This is a genomic window from Bradyrhizobium sp. USDA 4502 (assembly GCF_054063355.1).
This window is the reverse complement of sequence record NZ_JBSSGF010000001.1, coordinates 6,616,963-6,641,975: the sequence shown is the minus strand read 5'-3', so window position 1 is coordinate 6,641,975 and position 25,013 is coordinate 6,616,963. Positions and strand designations below refer to the sequence as shown.

The window sequence follows — 25,013 nt, the reverse complement described above, 5'->3', positions numbered from 1 at the left end:
GAGCAGCAATTGATGAGGCCTGCCAAAGGTCTGCCGAGAGGTTCGCAATGTACCTGCCGCCGCATTTCAAGATCGATGAGCTCGGTCCGATCCACGCCGCGATGCGGGCCTCAAAGCTCGCGACGCTGGTCACCGCAACCGCCGATGGCCTGATCGGCACGCCGCTGCCGCTGATCCTCAATGAGAACGAGGGCGACTACGGCACGCTGTACGGTCACGTCGCGCGGCCCAATCCGCAGTGGAGGCTGCCGGCGGTCGGCGAGGCGATGGCGATCTTCATGGGGCCCAGCGCCTATGTGACGCCGTCCTGGTACGCGACCAAGGCCGAGCACGGCAAGGTGGTGCCGACCTGGAATTACGTCGCCGTCCACGCCTATGGCGCGGCCGAGTTCTTTGAGGATGCCGAGCGCCTGCTCGACGTCGTGACCCGGCTGACCGAGCTGCACGAGACTTCGCGCCAGGAGGTCTGGCAGGTCAGCGATGCGCCTGACGATTTCATCAAGGCGCAGCTGCGCGGCATCGTCGGCTTCCGGATGCCGATCACGCGGATCGACGCCAAGAAGAAGATGAGCCAGAACCGCAAGCTTGAGGATCGCGCCGGCGTCATGGCGGGGCTCGGCGCCAGCGACAATCCGGTCGACCGCGAGGTCGCGGCGATGATCCCTGGGAACTGAGACGAACGCGCCCGATGGAATTGTACCTTGCCTTCGCGATCACGACCGCAACCTTCGCGCTGATCCCGGGTCCCGCTATGCTGTACGCCGCGGCCCGCACTTTAGCGGGCGGCAGGCGCGCGGGGCTGATGGCCTCGCTCGGGCTGCACCTCGGCGGCTATATCCATGTCGTCGCCGCGGCGGCCGGCCTCGCTCTGCTGTTTCACGCGGTGCCGCCGCTGTTTATGGCGATGAAGCTTGCCGGTGCGGCCTATCTGGTCTGGCTCGGGCTCTCGCTGTTCCGCGACCGCGACAACGCAAAGCGCCCCACGCTTGCGCCGCTCTCCGCGGAGCGCGCCTTCGCGCAAAGCATCGTCGTCGAGGTGCTCAATCCGAAGACGGCAATCTTCTTCCTGGCGTTCCTGCCGCAATTCGTCGATGCGTCGGCCGGCCTGCCGGTCTGGGTCCAGCTGCTTCTGCTCGGCACAACGGTCAATCTGACCTTCTCGGCGGTCGACATCGTCTGCGTGTTCTTCGCCAGCGCCGTGATGTCGAAGCTGCAGCGCTCGAAGCGGTCGCAGCGCGTCATGCAGCGGATCGGCGGTAGCATCCTGGTCGCGCTCGGCGCGCGGCTGGCTTTCCAGGATCGCTAGCAGCAGTCATGTCCATCAGCGGCGATGGTCAACGCTTCGTCAAGCTGCGCGACGAGGCGCTTCTGCATGGCGCGACCGGTCAATTTCTGCGCACGGCTTCGGTCGTGCTTGAAGTCATGGGTGTGCCGGATGATCGCGTTGGTCGCGGCGGCGCAAGATCGTGGATAAAATCTCTCAGTGCGTCGGTATCGAATGGCTTGCGGAGTATTTTTAGACTTGGCGGAGCCGCTTTTGCGGCATCGCTGTAGCCGGTTGTAAGGGCTATCGGCAAACCGGGGTATCGCGACCTGACTTCTCTCGCGAGCCCGACGCCATCGATGGTCCCGGGCATGACGATATCGCTGAAGACGAGATCGATCTTTGTACCGGCTTCGAGCAATTTCAGCGCCGCTTCGGCCGAATCTCGATATATCGTGTCATAGCCCAGATGTTCGAACAGCGAGGAAGTCACATCCGCCACTTCGGGGCTGTCGTCGACAACGAGAACCGTCTGCCGCTGCGGCTGCCTTGCTCTTGTTCTGGCAGCGGCTAGCTCTTTGCTGGTGATTTGCTCGTCCGCGCAGGACGGCAGGTAGATTGTAATCGTCGTTCCCTGTCCAACCTTGCTGTCCGCCGTCACCGTTCCGCCGGCCTGATGCGCGAAACCATAGACTTGCGACAAGCCGAGCCCGGTACCCTTGCCGACCTCCTTGGTCGTGAAGAACGGATCGAACATCTTGGACAGCAGGTTTGGCGGAATGCCGGTGCCGCTATCGCCAAGCGCGATCGCAAAGAAAGCCTTTGCGCGGCGATCGCCGCCGGTTTCCTGGTTCGCGGTCACCGCATGCACGGATAAGGTGAACGTGCCGCCGCTTGGCATTGCATCGCGCGCATTAACGGCGATGTTGACGATCGCAAGTTCCAGCTCGGCGAGGTCCACCTTGACCGACGCTACACCCTCGCCGACGTTCTCATTGTACACGATGTTTCCGCGCAGCGAGCTCTCGATCATGGTCCGCATGTTCTTGATGGACGCATTCAGATCGACGACCGTCGGGCTGAGATGCTGATGACGAGAGAATGTCAACAATTGGCGTGTGAGGCTTTCGCCGCGTTTGGCCGCGGTCTGTATGGCTTCAATTGCCTTGGGCAGTTTTGGATCAAGCAGGCGTGTGAAGATCTGGGCACTCCCTCCGATGATCATCAATAGATTGTTGAAGTCGTGTGCAATCCCGCCGGTCAGCTTGCCGATTGCCTCCATTTTCTGCGACATCGCGAGCTGTTCGCGTGCCTGAACCAGCTTCTCCTCCGCGTCGCGTCGCTCGGTTGCGTCCCGCAGAATACTGATGAAGCCGATCAGATTTCCTGAGTCATCATGGCTCGACGAGACCGAGCCCGTGATGAAGAACGGCGTACCATTCTTTCTGATGCGCCAACCCTCTACGTCGTACTTGCCTCTTTCGATTGCCGTCTCCAGCGCGTGTGTCGGCGAACCCGCGCGGCGTTCATCCGGCCGATAGAATATTCCAAAATGCTTGCCGATGATTTCTTCCGAGGTGTAGCCGATGATCTTTTGAGCGGTGCTATTCCAACTCGTAACGTGTCCTTCTCGATCAAGCGCAAAAATCGCATAGTCGACGACGCCTTCGATGAGGGTCTGGAAGTGCCGTCTGATGCTGTCGAGCGCCAAGGCGTTCCGTTCAAGTTGACCGTTCAACTGGTCCTGCACGGAAAGCAGATGGGCTTCCGTGGTCTGACGCGTGGCAATTGCCGCTGCCAGGGCAAGAGAGGGCGCCGATACGCTGATCGAAAGCACGAGCAGTGACAACAATGCTCCGTTCGGATCCGTTTTCGGAAACGGATCATTACCGAACGCGAACCCCCAGACTGCCATTCCGGTGAAAATGAGCGCAGCCGTAGCCGCGGTGCATCGATTGCCGCGCAGGCCAGCCCAGATCAACGGGAGCAAAGCCAGAAAGCCCAGCAGGCTGCGATGCGGCAACGCAACGTTGAGATCGTCGCTGACGAGGTCACTGCCGATGAGCGGGCTATAGGCCACGATCCCAATGAGACCAGCGAGGGCGATAACTGCGATCGATTCCAACAGATCCCACCTGGAGGAAATCCGTAAGGGCATCATCGCCCAGAGCACGATGACCGGAGCAATCACCAGGGTCGCGGCTGCGTCGGCAAGCCACCAGGTCAGCCCGGCGGCGACGGAATCGGGAAAGCTCGGTTCGTTGACGAAGATGGATCCGGCCAGGGCGGTGAATGAACTGATCATCGCGGTCGGCGCAAAGGAGATGCCTGCAAACTTTGCGACACCGGATGGTGTGGCAAACGTCTGGCAACCGTTCGACCAGCGTCCGATCAGCCATGTCCCGGCCAGTGCAGCAAGGAGGGTGCCGATCCCGGCGGCGACAAGCTCCAGGAGCGATCGGTCGGTCATCAGGTAAGGCGCGACGGCGCCCAGCAGGATCGCGGGCCAGATCCGGTAGCCACGCAGCAGCATCAGCGCGAGCGCAACCCCGGTTGGCGGCCACAGCGGTGTCGCGGTCGGATTGATAGCGGGAAGGAAATGTGCGGAGGCCGCAAGGCTCCCGTAGATCGCGGTGACGATAAAAACTTCGACCGAGTAGGTCACAGCGCTCCGAGCATCGCCAAAAGCGAAAATCCCGGCCTTATCCAACCTTGCCCGTTCCATCACAAGCCTTTGCGGTGGGCACCTCAAGAATGCGGTAGGGAACGACCTGGCACCCTGTCCCATGTCACCCGAAGGAGGGGGATCGTATTTTCTCCAAGTCGATGACCCTGCCAAACACTCAACGCAGTTTTGACCAAAGCATGGCCGCTGGATCGAGAGTAGGGGGCGCCAGCAACTTCTGAACAAGAGACCATGGGGCAGAACCGCTGACCTAACGGCGTGGGCCTGCAAAATCGATCCGATGCCACCGCGTGTCGGTGTCGCTTAAGTAACCGCTTCGGGTCTTGGTCGTGTAAAAACGCCAGTCCCGAGGCAGTCGGGACTGGATTGGTGTCATGCCGCGATCGCAGCCATCAGCGGCTTGATCCCGACGATGTTCATGACCCGTGTCAGATTGTAGGCCAGGACGGAGAGCGCCATTTCGGCCGCCACTTTCGGAAGCGTTTTGGTGAGGAAGTGTGTCGCTCCCATGCGGGCCTTCATGGTGCCGAACGGATGCTCGACAGTTTCGCGGCGCTGACGCATGGCGTGCGGGCTTGCATCAAGGCGCTGCTGCACAGCCTCGAGCAGATGCTCATGCTCCCATCGCGTAATCCGCCGTTCTGACCCAGGCGTGCATTGGGTCTTGAGCGAACAGCTTTGACAGGCCGTGGTCCAGTAGCGCCGCAGCACCTTGCTGTCTTCTTCATTCGTATAGCGATATGATAGCCGCTCCCCGGCCGGGCAGCGATAGACGTCCTCCTCTGGCAAATAGGCAAAGTCCTGTTTACCGAAGCGTCCGTCTGCCTTAGCGCCGGACGTTAGCGGTTTGGGCAGAGTTACCGTGATGCCCGCTTCGTGGCACGCAAGGATCTCTGGGCTGTTGAAGTAGCCGCGATCGGCTACAGCTTCGAGCGTCTCAGTCTTCAGAACAGCCTTCGCCCGCTTGGCCATATTGGCAAGTTGTGCCCGATCCGAGCCGCTGTTCGTCACCTCGTGCGTCACAATCAGATGGTGTTCGGTGTCTACGGCGACCTGTACGTTGTAGCCGACAACACCAGAGCCGCGCCCGCTCGTCGCCATCGAGCGGCTGTCGGGGTCGGTCAGGGAGATTTGCTGGTCGGGTGACGCAAGCATCTGCTTCTCGTAGACGGCAAGCTTGCCCATTTCCTCCTTCAGTTTCGTCAGCTTCTCGGTAAGCCTCGTCACCTTCGTGGCCAGGGCCTCGGTCGGCTCCTGGCGGTCGGCCGTGTCAAGTTGGCTCAGATAGCGCGCGACGCTCTCCTCCAACTGAGCACGCCGTCGCTCCATCTTCGCGCGCGTGAAGTTCCTGTCCCGGTTGTTCACGGCCTTGAACTTGCTGCCATCGATGGCGACGCTCGCCGTCGCCAGCAGACCCATCTCTCGGCAGAGTTCGACGAAGCGCGCACATACCCTGCGCAGCGCCAGGCCGTTGTCCTTGCGGAAGTCCGCAATCGTCTTGTGATCGGGAGCGAGCCGACCCAGCAGCCACATCACCTCGACGTTGCGCCCGGCCTCTCGTTCCAGCCGCCGGCTCGACTGTACCCGGTTCAGATAACCGTAAATGTAAAGCTTCAGGAGCACCGAGGGATGGTACGACGGCCGACCGGTGGCCGCCGGCTCCACACCCTCAAAGCCCATCTCAGCCAAACCGAGCGCATCGACAAATACGTCGATCACGCGAACAGGGTTGCTCTCGTCAATGAAGTCATCGAGGCATTCGGGCAACAGCGACCGCTGTCCACGATCCGCCTCTTCAACGAAGCGCCTCATCGATTCCCCCAAAGAATCACAGGAGAATCATAACAGCAGCCCAGCGTTTTCACACAGCCAGGGTCAAAAGGCGAATATCGGCAAGAGCCGTTCGAGCTCAGCTTTGGGCCGGGAGCAGACGCCGGAACGGTGTGAGCGGTCGGCGTTCTCTCGCCGCCATGTCGACGTCGATCGTGAGACACTGGGAGATTTATCTTCAACCCTAGGTAGCCAAACTCGGGCTGTATGGTACCGTGCCCTCGTCGGGACGGCATTTCCGTCCCGGATTTGGGAGGGCTATGTCATGAGATTGCCGTCGAGCCTTGTCGCGCCTTCAGCCGTCGCCGTGTTGTCAACTGTCTGGCTGTGCGGCCCGGCAGCGTCGCAAACAGACCCAGCCAAGCCGCTTCCTTCCATCACGGTCGAGGCGCCGAAGCCGGTGGCAAGGCCAAATCGTCCGACACAGGTGGTGACCACGGGGGCACCTCACCGGAGATCGAGAACCACGCAAACGTCATCGTCAACCGCTCGAGCGCCGTCGCCAGATTCAGTGCTGGGCAGGATTGCCGCGCTGGAGAAAGTCGCCAGCAATTGCAACGGTGGCTGCGAATCGAGCCTCCCGCATGGCAAGGATCCTTGGGTCGGGTGTAGCGAGTCAGGGGGCGGACCAACATACGGACCGTTCTCGTCGACGTGCCGAGACAACCTCACCTACAAATCCTACGTCGATTGCGTCGAGACCAAATGGTTCCTGGGCGAGTACCGAAACAGGGCCTGGTGGCTTTGCAGCAGCCTGCAGGCCGCGGGGAAGTTTAAGGTCGCCGAACTCAAGCGACCGAAGCGTCCGCGCTAGACCGCTCGAATGTCGGCAAGCCGCTTGATTGCGTACGCGTCGTCCCAGCAGACGGCGGCCTCCCACGCAGCCGACGCTTGCGCGGCGATGTCGTGCGCGGCGCCGTCGAGACCGGCGGCGTTGTGGGGCAGCACCAGGTCAAGATCGGGGACGTCGACATGCGACTCGTCCCAGTCGATCAGCGCGACCCGATCTGCGGTCACGCGGATGTTGCGCGGGTTGGGGTCGCCGTGGACGACGCAGGTCTGACGTCCGACGAGCCGCGCCCACGCGGCCCGGCATCGGGCAACGCCCTCAGGCGGCATCGCGGCGAGGTCGATCTTCGTCCCGGTTTCGGCGTGCAGGAGGTCGGTCGACGATCGCCAGCCCGGACGCTGCGGCCAGCGCGCCGTCAACCGATGCAGCCGGCGGAGCGTGTCGGCTGCGCGACGCCAGTCGGCCTCAGTCTCGGGCGGTTCGCCCTCCACATACGTCATCACCACCAGACCGTCCGCGAACAAACGGCCGTCTATCGTCGGGATCGGCACCGGCACGGTCAGACCCTCACGATCGAGGTATTGGAGGAGCGCGGTCTCCCAAGCGAGATCAGCGTCGCTCCTCGTACCGAGACGACCGACCGCGTGGTGCCCCTGGACGCGCACGCTCCACACGTCGTTCGCGACTCCGCCAGTGAGCGGTTCGATGCGAGTTACGCCTTCACCCCACTGCCGGAGTGCCTCCCATCCCGCTGACGACATCAAAGGCATTCCTCATCGCGTTGGCCGGCAAAAGACATTAAGCGGACGTCACCTGGCCCAAACACGGCGCGGCATGATGTCTCCGTTTGACCCGAAGCGGATGTTCATTCGGGAAAGTGGTCGCAGGTCACGCCAGCGTCGAAGTGATGGAGTAACAAGGCGGCTATTGACCCTGGCTGTGTGAAAACGCTGGGCTGCTGTTATGATTCTCCTGTGATTCTTTGGGGGAATCGATGAGGCGCTTCGTTGAAGAGGCGGATCGTGGACAGCGGTCGCTGTTGCCCGAATGCCTCGATGACTTCATTGACGAGAGCAACCCTGTTCGCGTGATCGACGTATTTGTCGATGCGCTCGGTTTGGCTGAGATGGGCTTTGAGGGTGTGGAGCCGGCGGCCACCGGTCGGCCGTCGTACCATCCCTCGGTGCTCCTGAAGCTTTACATTTACGGTTATCTGAACCGGGTACAGTCGAGCCGGCGGCTGGAACGAGAGGCCGGGCGCAACGTCGAGGTGATGTGGCTGCTGGGTCGGCTCGCTCCCGATCACAAGACGATTGCGGACTTCCGCAAGGACAACGGCCTGGCGCTGCGCAGGGTATGTGCGCGCTTCGTCGAACTCTGCCGAGAGATGGGTCTGCTGGCGACGGCGAGCGTCGCCATCGATGGCAGCAAGTTCAAGGCCGTGAACAACCGGGACAGGAACTTCACGCGCGCGAAGATGGAGCGACGGCGTGCTCAGTTGGAGGAGAGCGTCGCGCGCTATCTGAGCCAACTTGACACGGCCGACCGCCAGGAGCCGACCGAGGCCCTGGCCACGAAGGTGACGAGGCTTACCGAGAAGCTGACGAAACTGAAGGAGGAAATGGGCAAGCTTGCCGTCTACGAGAAGCAGATGCTTGCGTCACCCGACCAGCAAATCTCCCTGACCGACCCCGACAGCCGCTCGATGGCGACGAGCGGGCGCGGCTCTGGTGTTGTCGGCTACAACGTACAGGTCGCCGTAGACACCGAACACCATCTGATTGTGACGCACGAGGTGACGAACAGCGGCTCGGATCGGGCACAACTTGCCAATATGGCCAAGCGGGCGAAGGCTGTTCTGAAGACTGAGACGCTCGAAGCTGTAGCCGATCGCGGCTACTTCAACAGCCCAGAGATCCTTGCGTGCCACGAAGCGGGCATCACGGTAACTCTGCCCAAACCGCTAACGTCCGGCGCTAAGGCAGACGGACGCTTCGGTAAACAGGACTTTGCCTATTTGCCAGAGGAGGACGTCTATCGCTGCCCGGCCGGGGAGCGGCTATCATATCGCTATACGAATGAAGAAGACAGCAAGGTGCTGCGGCGCTACTGGACCACGGCCTGTCAAAGCTGTTCGCTCAAGACCCAATGCACGCCTGGGTCAGAACGGCGGATTACGCGATGGGAGCATGAGCATCTGCTCGAGGCTGTGCAGCAGCGCCTTGATGCAAGCCCGCACGCCATGCGTCAGCGCCGCGAAACTGTCGAGCATCCGTTCGGCACCATGAAGGCCCGCATGGGAGCGACACACTTCCTCACCAAAACGCTTCCGAAAGTGGCGGCCGAAATGGCGCTCTCCGTCCTGGCCTACAATCTGACACGGGTCATGAACATCGTCGGGATCAAGCCGCTGATGGCTGCGATCGCGGCATGACACCAATCCAGTCCCGACTGCCTCGGGACTGGCGTTTTTACACGACCAAGACCCAAAGGCGACATTCAACGCCTGGATTCATTTCCAGCTTCTGTCTGATCGTCGGATGCTAGCCGGGAAAGTCGCGGAACTCCTTGACGAGATTGAACGGAATTTTCCACCCGGCGCCTCCGCCCCGCATCAGCATCTTGATGTCTTCCGCCCTGTTTTCTTTTCCGGTTTTCGGATCGGTCTCCAGCGTGTGGCCTTGGCTGTCCCAAGGTTTGCTCGCGCTCTTCGAGTAGTAGCCGAGAAAATGCCCGGCTTCATGGGCCGACGTGTTAGGCCCGCGTTGCGAGCAGATGAAGGCAAGGTCCAACGATCGAGCAAATGAGCCATTGGGGAAGGAGCCATTGGACAAAAGCTTATCGACGCAGAAAATGGTTAGATGGGCGCCCTGAACTTTGTGTTTGACGAAGAAGCTCTTCAATTTTTCGACCTCGATCACATCGGGAAAAGTCGCCAAGCTCGCATCCTTCATGCCAGTGGCACTGGCGAGCTCCTGTTTGACGGCAGCCTGCGAGTCGTCGATGACCAGCCAGTCGCTTGGCACTCGCTCGAAACGGATGTTGGCCTGCGGCCTCCATATATTGTTCATCGTCAGCAATTCATCTTGCTCGTTGCAAGGCTTCTTGGCGTGAAACGCCGGAGCGCCGCCGCTCCCTGGAACCATGACATTGCGGAACGCCACCTTGATCTTGATTTCTGGCAGCACGGCGACATGGAGCTTGGCTTCGATCTTCCGGCCGGCCGACCGAGCCACCACCTCGAGGCCGGGAAAGCCAATCGGCTTGATCCGGCCACTGATTTCGAAAAACCGTGCATCGCCATTGAAGGTGGCGGGAAGTGACGCCGCCCTGAGCTGCGGATCGACATCGGGTTCGGAGAGGGTGTCTCTGGCTTGCATGACGCGTCTAAGGGTGTCGGCGCCATCGATCTCCCTGATCCCGAGCGCATGGGGGTTAGGATCGACTTTGAGCTTTCTTCCGGGGTCGATCAGCGCCACGATATTGGAGCCCCCGAACGGCACCACCATGCCCGGCGGGCTGCGGCGCTCGTCGATGCCGGAGCGGCGGAAAACCTCTTGAAAGGCGGCCATGTCTGGTTCTCCTGTCCTGGTTCGGTCCGTCGACGCGAAATTTTGCGCGCGGAAATGAGAGCCTGCTTCTGCGGCGGCGGGAGCACAATCTGGCCGGCCGCCGCGGCGGGATGCAGAAAATTTCGGCGGCGAAGTTTCATGGCCAGTCCCTCCACAACAATCGGACACGGACGGCATCAGGCGTAGCCTACTCCGTTTTCCGGAGAACGCGGAAGGCCAATCAAGCTCCGCTCATGGCCCAAAGCAATTCGAACTTGCCGATATTCGCCTTTGACCCAAATCGGACGTCGTTGATCTGAATCAATCGGCTTTCATCTGCGCGATGTTGGATGAATTTGCTTCGGCTGCTCAGCGGAGCCGATTACCGGCGCCGACCATCGCATCGGACAAAAAGCAAAGAGGTGGAATTCATGAACGTGATCAATCGACGTTCTCTTCTCGCCGTTACCCTCGCCATATCGACGTGCCTCACAGCGACCGCACCGGCAAACGCCCAATCCGTATCGCCCACGCAAGCCCAGCAAATCGCCGTCGATGCTTACGTCTACGGTTATTCGTTGATTACGACGGAAGTAACCCGCGTGCAGATGAGCAACGTGCCCAAGGTCGAGGGCTTCACAAGTCCCACCGGTCAGTTCGTCAACGTTCCTCGCTATCCGCCTGCGGACTATCGTGGTATTTCCGCGCCCAATGCCGATACGCTGTATTCCGTTGCCTGGCTCGACCTAACCGAGCCGCAGGTATTCAGTCATCCGGATATGGGCGATCGCTTCTATCTCTTTGAGATCACCGATCTGTGGATGTCGGATTCCGAGCACTCGCCGAGCAAGCGGACGGCCGGCGGCAAGGCCGCCAACTACCTCTTCACCGGCCCGGGCTGGAAGGGCGAGGTGCCGGCGGATATGAAGCATTTCCCGATGGCGACGCGCAACATGGTCATTCTCGGTCGCACCTATGCAGACGGCACCGAGGCTGACTACAAGACCGTCAACGCGCTGCAGGCGCAATACAAGATCACGCCGCTTTCGTCGTGGGGCAAGCCATACACACCGGTCGCGCCCCCGGTGAATCCCAATCCGGGCTTCAGCATGACCGACAAGCCGCAGACGGTCATTCTCGCCATGGGAACGCAGGGGTACTTCAATCTGATGGCCAAGCTCATGGCTTCCACGGCACCTGCCGCCGCGGCAGATGCACCGATGCTCGCAAGCATGGCGAAGATCGGCATCGTGCCCGGCAAGCCGTTCGAGATGGGCAAGCTCGATCCGGCAGTACAGGAAGCGCTGAAAGACATCCCCAATATCGCTCTGAAAAAAATCGAGGCCAACAAGGACAACCTGGGTGGGATCGTCGACGGCTGGTCGATCACGAAGGGTCTCGGCACCTACGGTCCCTCGGATTACATGAAGCGCGCAGTGGTGGCGGCCTTCGGTTGGCCCGCAAATCAGGAGCGTGATGCGGTCTATCCGAATACCGAGAAGGACTCGACAGGACAGAAGCTGAGCGGTGCAAACAAATACACATTGACGTTTGCAAAAGATGCGACACCACCCGTCAACGGCTTCTGGTCGTTCACCATGTACATGATCGATCAGGGCTGGTGGTTCGTTCCCAATCCGCTGAACAGGTTCACCGTCAGCATGCGCGACAATCCGAAGTTCAATCCGGACGGCTCGCTGACCCTCTACTTCCAGAACGAGTCGCCGGGTACTGACAAGGAGTCGAACTGGCTGCCGGCGCCCAAGGGCGATTTTGTCCTGATGCTGCGAATGTACTGGCCCAAGGACACTGCCCCTTCGATCATCGACGGAAGCTGGAAAGTGCCGCAAGTGGTCAAGGTTGGCCCATAGCCACGAATAGGCGATTGCCTTGCGCACGAAATGACTCCGGTCGGCGGGAAGCTGCGTGCGTCAGCAAAGCTCGGACAGATCATGTCGCGAGAGCGCGGATGTGTGACTCACTGGCCGTGCCGCAAACTCGCCGTCGTCTCGGCGAAGGCCGGGACCCATAGTGCCTGTTCGGCCCGCCAATCCGCAGCGGACCGCAATAAACAAAAACGCCCCCGAGACGGGGGCGTTTTGCGTGTGGTCGCCGGGGCGATCCCGAAGCGGACTTTAGTCCTTCTTGAGAAAGCCCGAAAATTTCTTCTGGAAGCGCGAGACGCGGCCGCCGCGATCCATCAGCTGCTGGGTGCCGCCGGTCCAGGCCGGGTGCGACTTGGGGTCGATGTCGAGGTTCAGCGTGTCGCCTTCCTTGCCCCAGGTCGAGCGGGTCAGGTACTCGGTGCCGTCGGTCATGACGACCTTAATCGTATGATAATTCGGATGAATATCGGCTTTCATGACAGTTCCTTCGGCGCGCCGGCGCCCGTCTCAAGATGTCTGGAATACGGGATTTGCGCGGGTCTATAACCCATGGAGCCCGCCAAAACAAGCCAAGAAAGGGCCTAAGCCCATCACCGGATTGGGACTTTACCGGATTTGCCAGCCGGGGGTCGGCGGGCCTATGTGGGGGGCGATAGAACCGGTCTAGATTGATGAGCGTAGCCGAACAGCTTGAGACCCCGCGCGGCGCCCCGCAGCCCCCGCGCGACGCGTTGCTCGATGAGGAAGCCTTCATCGAGAGCCAGATCACGGAGCCGGCGAAGAGCCGTGCCCGGTTGCGGCCGTTGCTTGCGCTCGCGCCCTATGTGGCGCGCTACAAGGGCCGGGCGATCCTCGCGCTGATCTCGCTGACGATCGCCGCGATCACCACGCTGATCGTGCCGGTCGCGGTGCGGCGGATGATCGACATGGGCTTCACGCCCGAAGGCATCGCGATGATCAACAGCTATTTCAGCGTGATGATCGCGGTCGTCGCGGTGCTCGCCTGCGCCAGCGCCTCGCGCTATTACCTCGTGATGACGATCGGCGAACGCATCGTCGCCGATCTCCGGCGCGACGTGTTCGCGCATCTGATCTCGCTGTCGCCCTCGTTCTTCGATTCCGCACGATCAGGCGAATTGGTGTCGCGGCTCACCGCCGACACCACGCAGATCAAGTCCGCGGTCGGCGCGTCGGTGTCGATCGCGCTGCGCAATCTGATGCTGTTCTTCGGCGCCGCCGCGATGATGGTGATCACCAGCCCGCGGCTGTCCGGCTTCGTGCTGCTCGCGATCCCGATCATCGTGATTCCGCTGGTGGCGTTCGGCCGCTGGGTGCGACGGCTGTCGCGCACCGCCCAGGATACGCTGGCCGATGCCAGTGCCTATGCCTCCGAGCTGGTCAATGCGATCCGCACCGTGCAGGCCTATACCGGCGAACGGCTCGCCAGGACGCGCTTTGCCGGCGAGGTCGAGCAGGCCTATCAAGCCGCGCGCAGCTCGACCAAGGCGCGCGCGGTGCTGACGCTGATCGTCATCTTCATCGTGTTCGCCAGCGTCGTCGTGATCCTCTGGGTCGGCTCGCACGATGTGCTGGTCGGAACCATCAGTCCGGGCCGGCTCGGCCAGTTCATTCTCTATACGGCGTTCGCCGCGAGCGGCCTCGGCCAGCTCAGCGAGGTCTGGGGCGAGGTCTCGGCCGCATCGGGCGCCGCCGAGCGGCTGTTCGAGATCTTGCGCGTCAGGCCGCAGATCGCGGCGCCCGCGTCGCCGCGCGCGCTGCCGCAGCCGGCGCGCGGCGATGTCGGCTTCGACAATGTCAGCTTCGCCTATCCGACCCGGCCCAACGCGCTTGCGGTCGATGAAGTGTCGCTCTCGGTCCGGTCAGGTGAGAAGGTCGCGATCGTCGGCCCGTCCGGCGCCGGCAAGAGCACGCTGTTCCATCTGCTGCTGCGCTTCTACGATCCGAAATCGGGCACCATCTCGCTCGACGGCGTGCCGATCCGGCAGGTCGATCCGGCCGAGGTGCGCGCGCGCATCGCGCTGGTGCCGCAGGATTCCGTGGTGTTCGCCGCCAGCGCCCGCGAGAACATCCGGTTCGGCCGGCCCGATGCGAGCGACGCCGAGGTCGAGCGTGCCGCCGATCTCGCCCATGCCAGCGAATTCCTGCGCCGCCTGCCCGAAGGCTTCGACGCCCAGCTTGGCGAGCGTGGCGTGACGCTGTCAGGCGGCCAGCGCCAGCGCATCGCGATCGCGCGCGCGATCCTGCGCGATGCGCCGCTGCTGCTGCTCGACGAGGCGACCTCGGCGCTCGACGCCGAGAGCGAGACGCTGGTGCAGACCGCGCTGGAGGAGTTGATGCGCCACCGCACCACGCTGGTGATCGCGCATCGGCTGGCGACCGTTCTGTCCTGCGACCGCATCCTGGTGATGGACCAGGGCAGGATCGTCGAGCAGGGCACCCACGCCGAACTGGTCGCCGCGGGCGGACTCTACGCCCGGCTGGCCCGGCTGCAGTTCGAGGGGATCTGAGCGAATTGGGCCTCGGCGCGCTCCGCCTATGCGATTCCTATGCAATCGGGCGCGCGCTCCCCTCGAAAACCTATTCCCGCGCAAGGATATTCGCGCCGCGCCCTACCTCCCTCGACAGCCGAAGGAAGTCAGGCGCGCGGGGTGTTCGACTGATGCGCGAGAATGCGACCGAACCGGAGAGCAAGCTGCTCCGTGCCTGGCAGCTTGCCGTGCTGCGCTTCGCAGTGACGCTCGACGACGACGATCGGATGCACGCGCTCGGTGTGGCCGGCGAGGTCGACCGGCTGGGCGGCGCGGCCGATGACGCCTTCCACTTCTTCCGCAGGACGACCGCGGAGCTGTGCGCGGCGATCTCCGGTCAGGGCGCGGATCAGGATGCCGTCATCCGGCGGTTCCTGGCGCAGATCGACAATGTCAGGCTCAAGCGTGCGGTCGAAGCGGCGATAGCCAGGGACCGCACGCCGCCGAAACTCGTGGCGAGCCGCGTGAAGCCCGGCGCCGATCTCTGGCGCGGGCTGCCGTCGCGGCGTGCAACCGGAACGTAGGAAGGGCCTCACTCTGCAATCGCCATCACGGCGCGGCGGATATTCCGTCACAGCATGTCGCCACAACCCTGGCCGGCTTGCTGCGATCAGTGCGATGCGCTTCTCTGTGCTCGACAGGAGACCGGTCGGTTTCGGAATGCGGGGAGTGGCGAGATGGGTGGCTTGGTGATCAGCGGCGGCCGGGTGGTGGATCCGGCCAGCGGGATGGACGCGATCGGCGATGTCGCCGTCGTCGACGGCAAGATCGCCGCGGTCGGCACCGGCCTCGGCGGTTCCGAACGGCAGATCGACGCGACCGGGCTCGTGGTGGCGCCGGGCTTCATCGACCTGCACGCGCATGGCCAGACCATTCCAGCCGACCGCATGCAGGCGTTCGACGGGGTGACGACCTCGCTCGACCTCGAGGCCGGCGTGTTGCCGGTCGCGTCCTGGTACAAGCGCCAGGCCGAGAAGGGCAGGGTGCTGAACTACGGCGCCGCCGCCAACTGGGCCTTCGCGCGCATCGGTGCGATGACCGGCTCGAATTCGGAGAGCTCGCTGGAATCGTTTGGTGCCGCGATGCGCGATCGCCGCTGGATCGAAAACGTCGCGACCGAAGGCGAGGTCGGCGGCATCCTGGAGCGCCTCGCCAACGGACTGAACGAGGGCGGCATCGGCATCGGCATTCTCAACGCCTATGCGCCGGGCGCCGGCGTGCAGGAATTGACCGCGGTGTGCCAGCTCGCGGCGGATCATGCGGTGCCGACCTTTACCCACGTCGCCTACATGTCGCGGATCGATCCCGAGAGCGCGGCCGAGGCCTATATCCGCCTGATCGGCTACGCGGGCGCCACCGGCGCGCATATGCACATCTGCCACTTCAACTCGTCGAGCAAGACCGATATCGAACGCTGTGTTGGGCTGATCGCGAAAGCGCAGGCGCAGGGCCTGCCGATCACGGTGGAGGCCTATCCCTACGGCACCGGCTCGACCGTGCTGGCGGCGACCTTCTTCAGCGATCCGAAATTCGAGGAGCGCAACGGCCTCGGTTATGATTCGGTGCAGCGCGTGACCGACGGTCACCGTTTCGGCAGTCGCGAGGAGCTGCTGGCGGCACAGGCCGAAGAGCCCTCGACCTTGGTACTGTGGCATGTGCTCGACATCGAGAACAACGCGCATCATCGCGATCTGCTCGACATGGCGGTGCTGTATCCGGGCGGCGCAATCGCCTCCGACGCGATGCCGTGGACGCTGTCGGACGGCCGTCCCTACAGCGGCGACGCCTGGCCGCTGCCGGACGATGCCACCTCGCATCCGCGCTCGGCGGGCTGCTTCACCCGCTTCATCCGCGAATGGGTGCGCGAGCGCAAGAAGGTGTCGCTGCTCGAGGGCATCCGCAAATGCGCGCTGATCCCGGCCGAGATCCTGTCGGCGAGCACGCCGGCGATGCGGGCCAAGGGCCGGCTGCAGGTCGGCGCCGACGCCGATGTCGTGGTGTTCGACTACGAGACGTTGAGCGATCGCGCGACCTTCTCCGCGATGAATCGTCCGGCGGAGGGCGTGCGGCATCTCGTGGTCAGCGGCCAGCCGCTGATCAGCGATGGTGTGCTCGATGTCGCGGCGCGTCCCGGCCGGCCGGTGCGCCGGCCCGTCACCGGAGGCTAATGTGCCGGTCCCGATCCTGCTGGTCGCGGGCTTTCTCGGGGCGGGCAAGACCACCGTCGTCAACCATCTGCTGGCGCATGCGCAAGGGCGGCGCATCGCCGCCGTGGTCAACGATTTCGGTGCGATCAATATCGACGCCGAGCTGATCGCCGGCGCCGGCGACGGCGTGGTCAGCCTGAGCAATGGCTGCATCTGCTGCACACTGGAGGGCGACCTGCTGCGCACGCTCGCAACCTTGCTGCGGCGTGATCCGCGTCCCGAATTCATCGTGATCGAGACCAGCGGGATCGCCGATCCCGCCGACATCGTGCGCAACCTGATGGATCCCGTGATCTGGAAGGAGGCGCCGCTGGAGACGGTGCTGTGCGTGGTCGACGCGACGCAACCTGCGGCGATGCTGAACGATGCGCTGCTGCGCTCGCAGCTCCGGGCGGCGGATGTGGTGGCGCTGAGCAAGGTCGATCTGACTGACGCCGCTGCGTGCGCCGCGATCCGCGACGCCGTGCGCGCGGCGCGTCCGGCGGCCGTGGTGGTTGATGCCTTGCATGGCGAGGTGCCGGCCGCGCTGCTGTTCCCGACGGACCTCGATCATGTGCCGGCTCCGCGCGAGACCGCGCCGCGACGGCCGGCGTCCGATCGCTTCGAGACGCTGAGCTGGACCTCGGAGCGGCCCGTCGTGCTGCCGCGCTTGCAGCAGGCGATCGGCAGACTGGCGCCGAAGCTGGCGCGGGCGAAGGGATTGTTCGAGACGGTGGAGCAGCCCGGGCGGCTGACCGTGCTTCAACTCGCCGGCGGCCGCGCGACCCTGGCTGCGGGCGGCGTGCCGTCGCCCGGCGTGCCGCGCACGCGCATCGTGTTCATCGCCGAGATGGGTGCGCTGTCGCGCGCGGAGATTGATGAGGTGATGCAGGGATGTGTCGAGGCTCAGTGACGCGAACCTACGTTTCCCGTCATCTTGAGGAGCCGCGAAGCAGCGTCTCGAAGGATGAATCGGCCACCAGCCGGGCCGTGCATCCTTCGAGACGCGCGTGCCGCGCTCCTCAGGATGACGGGTTGCCTTTCGGCGTCAGCCCTCGACGTCGCTGTGTCATCGCCGCAGCAGCATCTCGCAAAGCATGTGTGCGACAATCGCATCGAATTGACAGCCCTGCAGCCAGCACCTATCGTTTTTGCCGACGGTTCCCTTCGGGGATCAAAAGGGAATGCGGTGCGAGGGTAACCCCAATGCCGCAGCTGTCCCCGCAACTGTAAACGGCGAGCCTTTCGTCAAATTGCCACTGGGCCATCGGCCCGGGAAGGCGTCGACAGGCGATGACCCGTGAGCCAGGAGACCTGCCGTCAGTCGTGGTCACACGCGAGCACATCGGGCGGGGGCGTCCTGGTGGGATCGGAGCACTGCCTTTTGGGCAATGCGCCAGTCCGCGTTCGCGGTGACGTGCCACGTTACCGCGAGTCCTTTTCATGTCTCCGTCCTCTCCCGTTGCGCGCAAATGGCGCCTCGGTCTTCTCTGCTCCCTGTCATCGCTGCTGTTGCCGGCCGAAGGCTCGGCACAAACGCCTCCACCAACCAGGCTCGATCCGATTGAGGTCGCGCCTTCCGCTGTGGCAAGGCCGAAGCCCGCGGCGCGAAGCCGTGCCGTGGCCGCCGCGGCGCGGCCGAGGCCCGCGACGATCGCAACAACCGGCAACGCGCCGCGCGTCGCAGCGTCGGGCGTACCGGGATCGGCATCGCCGACGCTCAATGCCACCACGCAGGGCGGCACCGGCAGTCGTCTCAATCTGACGCCGCTGCAGACGCCGGCCAGCGTCGAGATCATCACGGCGCAGACCATCGCTGAACGCGGCCAGCATAATGTGCTCGATGCCGTCACCCAGGACGCGGCTGGCTTCATCGCAACGCCGGCACCCGGCAATGGCGGCCTGTCGTTCAGCACCCGCGGCTTTGCCGGCAGCAACTCGGTGATGACGCTGTATGACGGCACGCGCTTCTATATCGGCTCCGGCACGCTGACGTTCCCCTACGACACCTGGTCGACGCAGCGCATCGAAGTGCTGCGCGGCCCGGCCTCGGTGCTGTACGGCGAAGGCGCGATCGGCGGCGTCATCAACGTGATCCCGAAGAAACCGCTCAATACGCCCTACAACGAGGCCGAAGTTTCGCTCGACAGCAACATGACCCGGCGGCTCTCGGTGGACAGCACCGGTCCGATCAATCCCAATGTGTCGTACCGCATCAACGCCACCGGCAACATGTCGGACGGCTGGGTCGATCGCGACAAGACCTCGAACGCGGTGGTCTCCGCTGCCGTGCGGGTGCAGGCGTCGGACAATCTGGCCTTCACGCTGTCGGAGGACTACGGCGACCGCAGCCCGTCGCGCTATTTCGGCACGCCGCTGATCAACGGTTCGATCCAGGATGCGCTGCGCTTCAAGAACTACAACGCATTGGACAGCGCGATCCGCTATCAGGACAGCTGGACCCAGTTCAAGACCGAGTGGGACGTCGCCGACGGCATCAAGGTCAACAACACGCTGTATTACCTGACCAGCGAGCGGCACTGGCGCGACATCGAAAACTATACCTGGAATCCGAAGACCCGGCTGATCGATCGCGCGAGCTACATCGAGATCTTCCACGACCAGAAGCAGCTCGGCAACCGGATGGATGCGACCTTCAGCGGTCACGTGTTCGGCCTTGCGAACCAGGTCGTCGCTGGCTTCGACGTCAACCGGATCGACTTCACCCACACCAACAACTCGCCCTATGGCGGCGCGTCGTCGGTCAATCCTTACGTGTTCGATCCGGGATCGTTCTTCGCGACGACGACGGCGACCACGCCGGGCTTCAATGCGATCGTCAATCAATACGCGCTGTTCGCCGAGGATCGTCTCTTGCTGACCGATCAGTTGTCGCTGGTGACCGGTGTCAGGTATGACCGTCCCGAGGTGGATCGCACCGACTACAAGACGCCGGCGAACAGTTTCGAGACGGCGCTATCGGGCACCAGCTGGCGCGCGGGGCTCGTTTACGAGCCGATCAAGAACCTCGCGTTCTATGGCCAGTACGCGGTCGGCGTCGATCCGGTCAGTAATCTGATCTCACTGTCGACCACGCAGAAGACGTTCCAGCTTGCGACCGGCAAGCAGACCGAGATCGGGGTCAAGCAGTCGTTCTGGGGCGGCCGCGGCGAGTGGACGCTGGCTGCCTACGAGATCGTCAAGACCGGGCTCACGATTCCCGATCCCGGCAATCCCACCGGCGGCCTGGCATTGCAGATCGGCCAGCAATCATCCCGCGGGGTCGAAGGATCGATCGGGCTCGCACTGAGCGACGGCTGGCGCGTCGACGCCAATCTTGCACTGCTGCGCGCCAGATACGACAACAACAGCCAGGTGGCCGGCGGCAAGATCGTCAGCTTCAACGGCAATGTCCCGGTCAACGTGCCGCAGCAGGTCTCGAACGTCTGGCTGACCTGGGACTTCGCGCCCAACTGGTCGGCCTATGGCGGCGTGCAGATCGTCGGTGCGATGTACTCCGATCTTGCCAACACCCAGCTGCGGCCAGGCTACAACGTGGTCAATGGCGGCGTCAGGTGGAAGCCGGATGACCGCACCACGGTCGCGTTCCGCCTCTACAATCTGTTCGACAAGGCCTACGCGGTGACCTCGAACGGCACCGGGCAGTGGCTGCTCGGCATGCCGCGTACCGTCGAATTGTCCGTCAGCGTGAAGTTCTGACCATGCGCAACGCTCTGATCCGGCGCGGGCGGCGGTGGCTCTATATCGTCCATCGCTGGATCGGCATTGCGACGTGTCTCCTGTTCGCGATGTGGTTCATCTCCGGCCTTGTCATGATGTACGTGGCCTTTCCGCGCCTTACCGACAGCGAGCGCCTCGCCGCGCTTCCTGTCATTCCCTGGAGCAAGGTGCAGCTCGCACCCGATCGCGCGATGGCGATCGCAGGTGTCGAGCGTTATCCGCGTGATTTGCGGCTTTCGATGATGGACGACACGCCCGTCTATCGGGTGACCGGCTGGAAGGCAGGGGCGATCACGATTTCGGCGACCGACGGCAGCGTGATCGACCGGATCACGCCGGACCAGGCGCTGGCCATTGCCGCTCATCATCCGCATGCCGTGCGGCCTCGCTTGATCGAAACGATCACGCGCGACCAATGGTCGGTGACCGCGCGCTTCGATCCGTTGCGGCCGCTCCATCTGATCGACCTCGGGGACGCCGATGGCACCGAATTCTACGTTTCCTCGCGCAGCGGCGAGATCGCGCTCGACACCACGCGTTGCGAGCGGATCTGGAATTGGCTCGGCTCGATCCCGCACTGGATCTATCCGACCGTGTTGCGCAAGGACGGCCCGCTGTGGCGGGATGTGGTGCTGTGGATCTCGGGTGTCTGTCTTGTCGTCGCGATCACCGGCTTCTGGATCGGCGTCCTCCGCCTGCGGCTGATGCGCCGCTACGCTGATGGCGCCGTCTCGCCCTATCGCGGCTGGATGGCCTGGCATCACATCGCCGGCCTGATCGGCGGCATCTGCGTCTTGACCTGGATGTTCAGCGGCTGGCTGTCGCTCAATCCCGGCGGCGCGTTCTCGGCACGCGGCATCACCCGCGAGATTACAATCGGCTACAGCGGCCATGAGACGCCCGACATCGTCGCCGGCTTCCAGTCGTCGCCATCGATGCCGGCGGTGGAGGCCCGCTTCGTCTGGATCGGCGGACACCGGTTAATGTTGCTCGACGACGGTAACGGCGGCCGCAGCATCGCCGATCCTGTGACCGGTGCGCGGATGACCCTCTCGCGCGACGAGATCATCGCTGCCGCCAGACACGCAATGCCCGGCGCTGCGATGACATCAGCGCGGCAGCTCGATGAACCCGACGCCTACTGGTACACGCTGCACCAGACGCGCGAGCTTCCCGTATTGCGGATCGGCTTCGACGATCCCGCCCACACCTGGCTGCACATCTCCCCCGTCACCGGCGAGATCCTCGACCGCAGCGACGACAGCCGCCGGTCCTACCGCTGGCTGTTCAACGCGCTGCACAGCCTCGATTTCCCGCTGCTGCTGCGCATCTGGCCGGCGCGCGACGTCGTGGTGTGGCTGCTGTCGGCGGCTGGTACGATTATCTCGATCAGCGGGATCGTGATCGGCTGGCGCCGGTTGCGGCGGCGGAAGGTACGAGGCAGGCGCGTGTCGGCGAGCCTCGTGCGCACACCCCCGTAAGCCGCGATTACTTGGCGGTCAGGTGCACGTCCGGCGCCGGCCGATCGGGTGCCCATTCCAGTGCGAACCGCTGTCCGGCAATGATCTCATAGGTCGAAAGCTTGGATGCGACCGCATCGCGGAACCGGAGATAGGCATCGCGCTGCCGCCCGTTCGAGCGGGCCGCGGCCAGATTGAGCCATTTGTAGGCCAGCACGAAATCCGTCGGAACGCCGTGACCCTTGTCGTACATCAGGCCGAGCTGGGCCTGCGCGAACGGGTCGCCCTGCACGGCGCCGCGATAGTAGCAGTCGGCGGCGGCTGCGTAGGCCTGCGGCACGCCGAAGCCGTGCTCATACAAGAAGCCGAGCATGCCGAGGGCGCGCGCATTGCCGCGCTCGGCGGCCGGCGCGAGCTCCCGAGCCGCCCGGACATAGTCGCCGCGATGGAAGGCGGCCGATCCGCGCGCCACGCTGTCGGCGCTCGCGACAGAGGCGGTCATCGCCCAAAGCACGATCGCAAGCGAGACCGAGAGGCCTGTCCGTTGTGCGAGAACGCGGCGCATCCTGCTGTCCGGCTCAGTGATAGCTGGTGGTGATCGGTGCATTGGTCGATGTCGTGGCGATGCTGCCGCGCAATTTCGATCGAAGCTCCTCGGCCACGGTCTGGGCGTCGGAACCATTGCGGATGATCTGCGGGCGGATGAAGATGATCAGCTCGGTACGCTGGGTGCCGTTGCTCTGATGTCCGAAGGCGTCACCGAGGCCCGGAATCTGGTCGAGCACCGGAAGCGCATTGCGGGCGCCGCTCTGCTGCTCGCTGATCAGGCCCGCCAGCAGCACGGTCTGACCGTTGGCCACCGAGATCTGGCTCTTGACCCGTCGTTCCGAAACGGTCGGCGTCAGGTTGACCGTGCTGCCGCTGCTTTGGGGAACATTGCTGATCTCCTGCTCGACGTCGAGCCGCACGGTGCCGTTCACGCTGACGCGTGGCGAGACCTTCAGGATGATGCCGGTGTTGCGATAGTCGATGGTGTTGACCACCGTGTTGCTCGTGGTCAGCACCGTCGCGCTGCCGGTCGAGACCGGGACGACGTCGCCGACCTGCAGGGTCGCGACCTGGTTGTTGATCACGACCAGTGAGGGATTGGACAGCACCTTGACGCTGGTGACGGCGTGCAGCGCATCCAGGATCAGGCTCGGCTGCGTTGCATTTCCGATCAGGAAGTTGAAGCCCGGGAAGCTCTGGTTGATGAAGGCATTGGTGAGCGATCCCGCGACCGAGACCGCACCGGTGGTTGCGTCCGTGGTGGTCGCGGGCGCGGAAGTGGCCTGGGTTCCGAGGATCGAGCCGGTGTTCGGCTTCAGGCCGAGGTTCTGGCTGGTGAGATAGGTCTGTACGCCATAGGACAAGGTGTTGTTGAGCGTGACCTCGGCGATCGTCGCGTCGATCGCGACCTGGAGCTGCGGCTCATCGATCTGCAGCAGGGTCGACTCGATGATGCGGTAGTTGGCCTGGTCGGCATAGATCAGGAGATTGTTGTTCACGACATCGGGCGTGATCCGGACGTCCTGCATGACGGGCTGCCCGTTGCCGCCGCCGGCACCGCGTCCGGCGTCCAGCGCGGCATTGTTGCCCTGGCCCGGATTGTTGGGATTGTTCGCTTGCCCGCCGGCGCCAAATCCCTGGCCAAGGCCCTGGCCGGTTGCGCCCGTCCCCGACGTGCCGCGGGATGCGAAGCCGCTCATGCCTGAATTCGCGCCGTTGTTGTTGTTGAGCGACAGACGGTCGGCGACGCTTGAGGTCGACGAGGTGCCGGAGCCGGGCGCGAGCTGGCTGTCGGCACTGTCGAGCAGGTTGCCGGACGATCCGCCAAGGAACATGTCGGTCAGGACCCGCGCAATCTGGCGCGCATCGCCGTATTTGACGCGGTAGACATGGACCGAGGTGCGCGCCGTGTCGTTGCGGTCGAGGCGCTTGATCCAGGTCGCGGCCGTGTGCAGCATGTCGGGCTTCTTGGTCACCACCAAAATCGCGTTCAGGCGCGCGATCGGCATGAACTTGATGACATTCTGGCTGAGGCCGTTCTCGCCGGAATCGACGATCTTCTCCAGCTCGGCAATAACAGGCGCGGGCGAGCCGCTCGAGATCGGGAAGATGCCGACGGATTGGCCGCGCATCCAGTCGACGTCGAAGCTGAGCACGGTATCGACCGCGGTGCGGCGCTCGGCGCCGGTGCCCTGGATCAGCAGCAGGTTGCGCGTCGTGTCGGCGCGGATCGCGCCGGCCCTGGTGGCAAAACTGTCGGTCAGCTTCATGAGGGTCTGCGCCGACACATATTGCAGGGGGACCACCGAGATGCCGAATCCGGGTTCCGGATTGGCCGCCGCGGCATCGACGCGGCCGCCGCCGACGGCGTCGCCGAGCGGCGTCAGGCGATAGCCTGCCGTATCCTTGAGCAGCACAACGCCGCTCAGGCGGAGTGCGTTTTCAAGCACGAACACCATGTCGGACTTCGGCACCGGGCGGACCGAGACCAGGCTGACCGTGCCCTGCACCCGCGGGTCGATGGTGTAGCCGACATGCAGGATGTCGCCGAGCACCACCTTGGCGACGGTCGCCACCGGCGTGCTCTCGAAATTCAGATCGAAGCCGTTGCCGTTCGACGCCGGTTGCGGCCGCGCGTCCGCGACGGCCGTCACTTCGCTTCCGTCATACATCGCCGCGCGGACGCTGCCGCTCTGGCTGCCGCCCGTCGCCGCCTGTGCGTTCACCGGTTGCGGCTGGCGCTGCGCCAGATCCAGCGAGCGCACCTTGTCGGTGACGTCGAGTTGGGATGCGTCCACGCTCTCGCCGACCGTCGCGGAATTGCAGGACGCCAACAACCCCAGTGACGTCAAGGCAAAAATGGCTGCGAGGCCGCCACGGATCGTCGGGCAGCGGCCCACTGTGCCTACGCGTTGCATGAAGGCCCTTCGCTTTGACTAACTGAAATTTCGATTGCTTGCGACGATCGGTCCTACCCCGGAGGGACTCTTAGCGATCGAACATGACAGAAATAAATTGGTTA

The 25,013-nt window shown here is 63.6% G+C and carries 17 protein-coding genes and 1 riboswitch; of the genes, 10 read left to right on the top strand and 7 right to left on the bottom strand.

Annotation, left to right across the window (positions count from 1 at the left end):
• Positions 1-47: 47 nt before the first annotated feature.
• Both ACVW1B_RS31035 and ACVW1B_RS31030 read left to right on the top strand, forming a co-directional pair.
• Complete coding sequence (locus ACVW1B_RS31035; protein WP_253606555.1) at positions 48-674, top strand: FMN-binding negative transcriptional regulator; 627 nt, start codon at positions 48-50, stop codon at positions 672-674.
• Between the two features lie 14 nt (positions 675-688).
• Positions 689-1,306 (top strand): LysE family translocator, encoded by a 618-nt coding sequence (locus ACVW1B_RS31030; RefSeq protein WP_253606557.1) that lies wholly within the window; start codon positions 689-691, stop codon positions 1,304-1,306.
• Between the two features lie 79 nt (positions 1,307-1,385).
• Here the strand turns inward: ACVW1B_RS31030 and ACVW1B_RS31025 are convergent, their stop codons facing one another.
• The 3 genes from ACVW1B_RS31025 to ACVW1B_RS31015 form a co-directional block, all read right to left on the bottom strand.
• A complete protein-coding gene (locus ACVW1B_RS31025) occupies positions 1,386-3,974 on the bottom strand; it encodes an MASE1 domain-containing protein (protein ID WP_253606559.1) in 2,589 nt (862 codons plus the stop codon).
• Positions 3,975-4,322: 348 nt separating this feature from the next.
• Positions 4,323-5,762: an IS1182 family transposase gene (locus ACVW1B_RS31020; RefSeq protein ID WP_253607763.1), complete on the bottom strand. Its 1,440-nt coding sequence runs from the start codon at positions 5,760-5,762 to the stop codon at positions 4,323-4,325.
• An 828-nt stretch (positions 5,763-6,590) separates the two neighbouring features.
• Positions 6,591-7,331, bottom strand: coding sequence for a phosphotransferase enzyme family protein (locus ACVW1B_RS31015; protein WP_253606561.1), 741 nt, complete (start codon positions 7,329-7,331; stop codon positions 6,591-6,593).
• Between the two features lie 233 nt (positions 7,332-7,564).
• Here ACVW1B_RS31015 and ACVW1B_RS31010 point away from each other — a divergent pair, with 233 nt between their 5' ends.
• Complete coding sequence (locus tag ACVW1B_RS31010; protein ID WP_253607763.1) at positions 7,565-9,004, top strand: IS1182 family transposase; 1,440 nt, start codon at positions 7,565-7,567, stop codon at positions 9,002-9,004.
• A gap of 109 nt (positions 9,005-9,113) precedes the next feature.
• On the opposite strand, the gene ACVW1B_RS31005 is transcribed toward ACVW1B_RS31010, so the two are convergent.
• The gene (locus ACVW1B_RS31005; RefSeq protein ID WP_253606564.1) at positions 9,114-10,142 is read right to left on the bottom strand and encodes a hypothetical protein; all 1,029 of its coding nucleotides are present in this window, start codon (positions 10,140-10,142) and stop codon (positions 9,114-9,116) included.
• Positions 10,143-10,552: 410 nt separating this feature from the next.
• On the opposite strand from ACVW1B_RS31005, the gene ACVW1B_RS31000 reads away from it, so the two are divergent.
• Positions 10,553-11,992, top strand: a complete 1,440-nt coding sequence (locus ACVW1B_RS31000) for a DUF1254 domain-containing protein (RefSeq protein ID WP_253606566.1) — start codon at positions 10,553-10,555, stop codon at positions 11,990-11,992.
• A 264-nt stretch (positions 11,993-12,256) separates the two neighbouring features.
• On the opposite strand, the gene rpmE is transcribed toward ACVW1B_RS31000, so the two are convergent.
• A complete protein-coding gene (gene rpmE, locus ACVW1B_RS30995; protein ID WP_016845230.1) occupies positions 12,257-12,484 on the bottom strand; it encodes a 50S ribosomal protein L31 in 228 nt (75 codons plus the stop codon).
• Positions 12,485-12,678: 194 nt separating this feature from the next.
• Between rpmE and ACVW1B_RS30990 the strand changes: the two genes are divergently transcribed.
• The 6 genes from ACVW1B_RS30990 (at position 12,679) to ACVW1B_RS30965 (ending at position 21,964) form a co-directional block, all read left to right on the top strand.
• On the top strand, positions 12,679-14,535 hold the full coding sequence (locus ACVW1B_RS30990; protein WP_253606568.1) for an ABC transporter ATP-binding protein/permease: 1,857 nt from the start codon (positions 12,679-12,681) through the stop codon (positions 14,533-14,535).
• Between the two features lie 152 nt (positions 14,536-14,687).
• The gene (locus ACVW1B_RS30985) at positions 14,688-15,080 is read left to right on the top strand and encodes a hypothetical protein (RefSeq protein ID WP_225646584.1); all 393 of its coding nucleotides are present in this window, start codon (positions 14,688-14,690) and stop codon (positions 15,078-15,080) included.
• 153 nt (positions 15,081-15,233) lie between these two features.
• Positions 15,234-16,724, top strand: a complete 1,491-nt coding sequence (locus ACVW1B_RS30980) for an amidohydrolase family protein (protein ID WP_253606570.1) — start codon at positions 15,234-15,236, stop codon at positions 16,722-16,724.
• 1 nt (position 16,725) lies between these two features.
• Positions 16,726-17,655 carry a CobW family GTP-binding protein gene (locus ACVW1B_RS30975; protein ID WP_253606572.1) on the top strand — a complete coding sequence of 310 codons (930 nt, stop codon included), beginning with the start codon at positions 16,726-16,728 and terminating at the stop codon, positions 17,653-17,655.
• A gap of 228 nt (positions 17,656-17,883) precedes the next feature.
• A riboswitch (cobalamin riboswitch) is annotated at positions 17,884-18,078 on the top strand.
• A gap of 284 nt (positions 18,079-18,362) precedes the next feature.
• Positions 18,363-20,462, top strand: a complete 2,100-nt coding sequence (locus tag ACVW1B_RS30970; RefSeq protein WP_456822708.1) for a TonB-dependent receptor — start codon at positions 18,363-18,365, stop codon at positions 20,460-20,462.
• A gap of 2 nt (positions 20,463-20,464) precedes the next feature.
• On the top strand, positions 20,465-21,964 hold the full coding sequence (locus ACVW1B_RS30965; protein ID WP_253606576.1) for a cytochrome b family protein: 1,500 nt from the start codon (positions 20,465-20,467) through the stop codon (positions 21,962-21,964).
• 7 nt (positions 21,965-21,971) lie between these two features.
• Here the strand turns inward: ACVW1B_RS30965 and ACVW1B_RS30960 are convergent, their stop codons facing one another.
• Together ACVW1B_RS30960 and gspD are read right to left on the bottom strand one after the other, a co-directional pair.
• Positions 21,972-22,445 carry a tetratricopeptide repeat protein gene (locus ACVW1B_RS30960; protein WP_057017771.1) on the bottom strand — a complete coding sequence of 158 codons (474 nt, stop codon included), beginning with the start codon at positions 22,443-22,445 and terminating at the stop codon, positions 21,972-21,974.
• Positions 22,446-22,521: 76 nt separating this feature from the next.
• Entirely contained in the window at positions 22,522-24,909 is a 2,388-nt protein-coding gene (gspD, locus tag ACVW1B_RS30955; protein ID WP_253606577.1) for a type II secretion system secretin GspD, read from the bottom strand.
• Between the last annotated feature and the right edge of the window lie 104 nt (positions 24,910-25,013).

What these genes read in the sequence shown, in the direction of transcription:
- ACVW1B_RS31035 (WP_253606555.1), top strand. Translation starts at nt 48, where the DNA reads ATGTACCTGCCGCCGCATTTCAAGATCGATGAGCTCGGTCCGATCCAC.
- ACVW1B_RS31030 (WP_253606557.1), top strand. Translation starts at nt 689, where the DNA reads ATGGAATTGTACCTTGCCTTCGCGATCACGACCGCAACCTTCGCGCTG.
- ACVW1B_RS31020 (WP_253607763.1), bottom strand. Translation starts at nt 5,762, where the DNA reads ATGAGGCGCTTCGTTGAAGAGGCGGATCGTGGACAGCGGTCGCTGTTG.
- ACVW1B_RS31015 (WP_253606561.1), bottom strand. Translation starts at nt 7,331, where the DNA reads ATGTCGTCAGCGGGATGGGAGGCACTCCGGCAGTGGGGTGAAGGCGTA.
- ACVW1B_RS31010 (WP_253607763.1), top strand. Translation starts at nt 7,565, where the DNA reads ATGAGGCGCTTCGTTGAAGAGGCGGATCGTGGACAGCGGTCGCTGTTG.
- ACVW1B_RS31005 (WP_253606564.1), bottom strand. Translation starts at nt 10,142, where the DNA reads ATGGCCGCCTTTCAAGAGGTTTTCCGCCGCTCCGGCATCGACGAGCGC.
- ACVW1B_RS31000 (WP_253606566.1), top strand. Translation starts at nt 10,553, where the DNA reads ATGAACGTGATCAATCGACGTTCTCTTCTCGCCGTTACCCTCGCCATA.
- rpmE (WP_016845230.1), bottom strand. Translation starts at nt 12,484, where the DNA reads ATGAAAGCCGATATTCATCCGAATTATCATACGATTAAGGTCGTCATG.
- ACVW1B_RS30990 (WP_253606568.1), top strand. Translation starts at nt 12,679, where the DNA reads ATGAGCGTAGCCGAACAGCTTGAGACCCCGCGCGGCGCCCCGCAGCCC.
- ACVW1B_RS30985 (WP_225646584.1), top strand. Translation starts at nt 14,688, where the DNA reads ATGCGCGAGAATGCGACCGAACCGGAGAGCAAGCTGCTCCGTGCCTGG.
- ACVW1B_RS30980 (WP_253606570.1), top strand. Translation starts at nt 15,234, where the DNA reads ATGGGTGGCTTGGTGATCAGCGGCGGCCGGGTGGTGGATCCGGCCAGC.
- ACVW1B_RS30965 (WP_253606576.1), top strand. Translation starts at nt 20,465, where the DNA reads ATGCGCAACGCTCTGATCCGGCGCGGGCGGCGGTGGCTCTATATCGTC.
- ACVW1B_RS30960 (WP_057017771.1), bottom strand. Translation starts at nt 22,445, where the DNA reads ATGACCGCCTCTGTCGCGAGCGCCGACAGCGTGGCGCGCGGATCGGCC.
- gspD (WP_253606577.1), bottom strand. Translation starts at nt 24,909, where the DNA reads ATGCAACGCGTAGGCACAGTGGGCCGCTGCCCGACGATCCGTGGCGGC.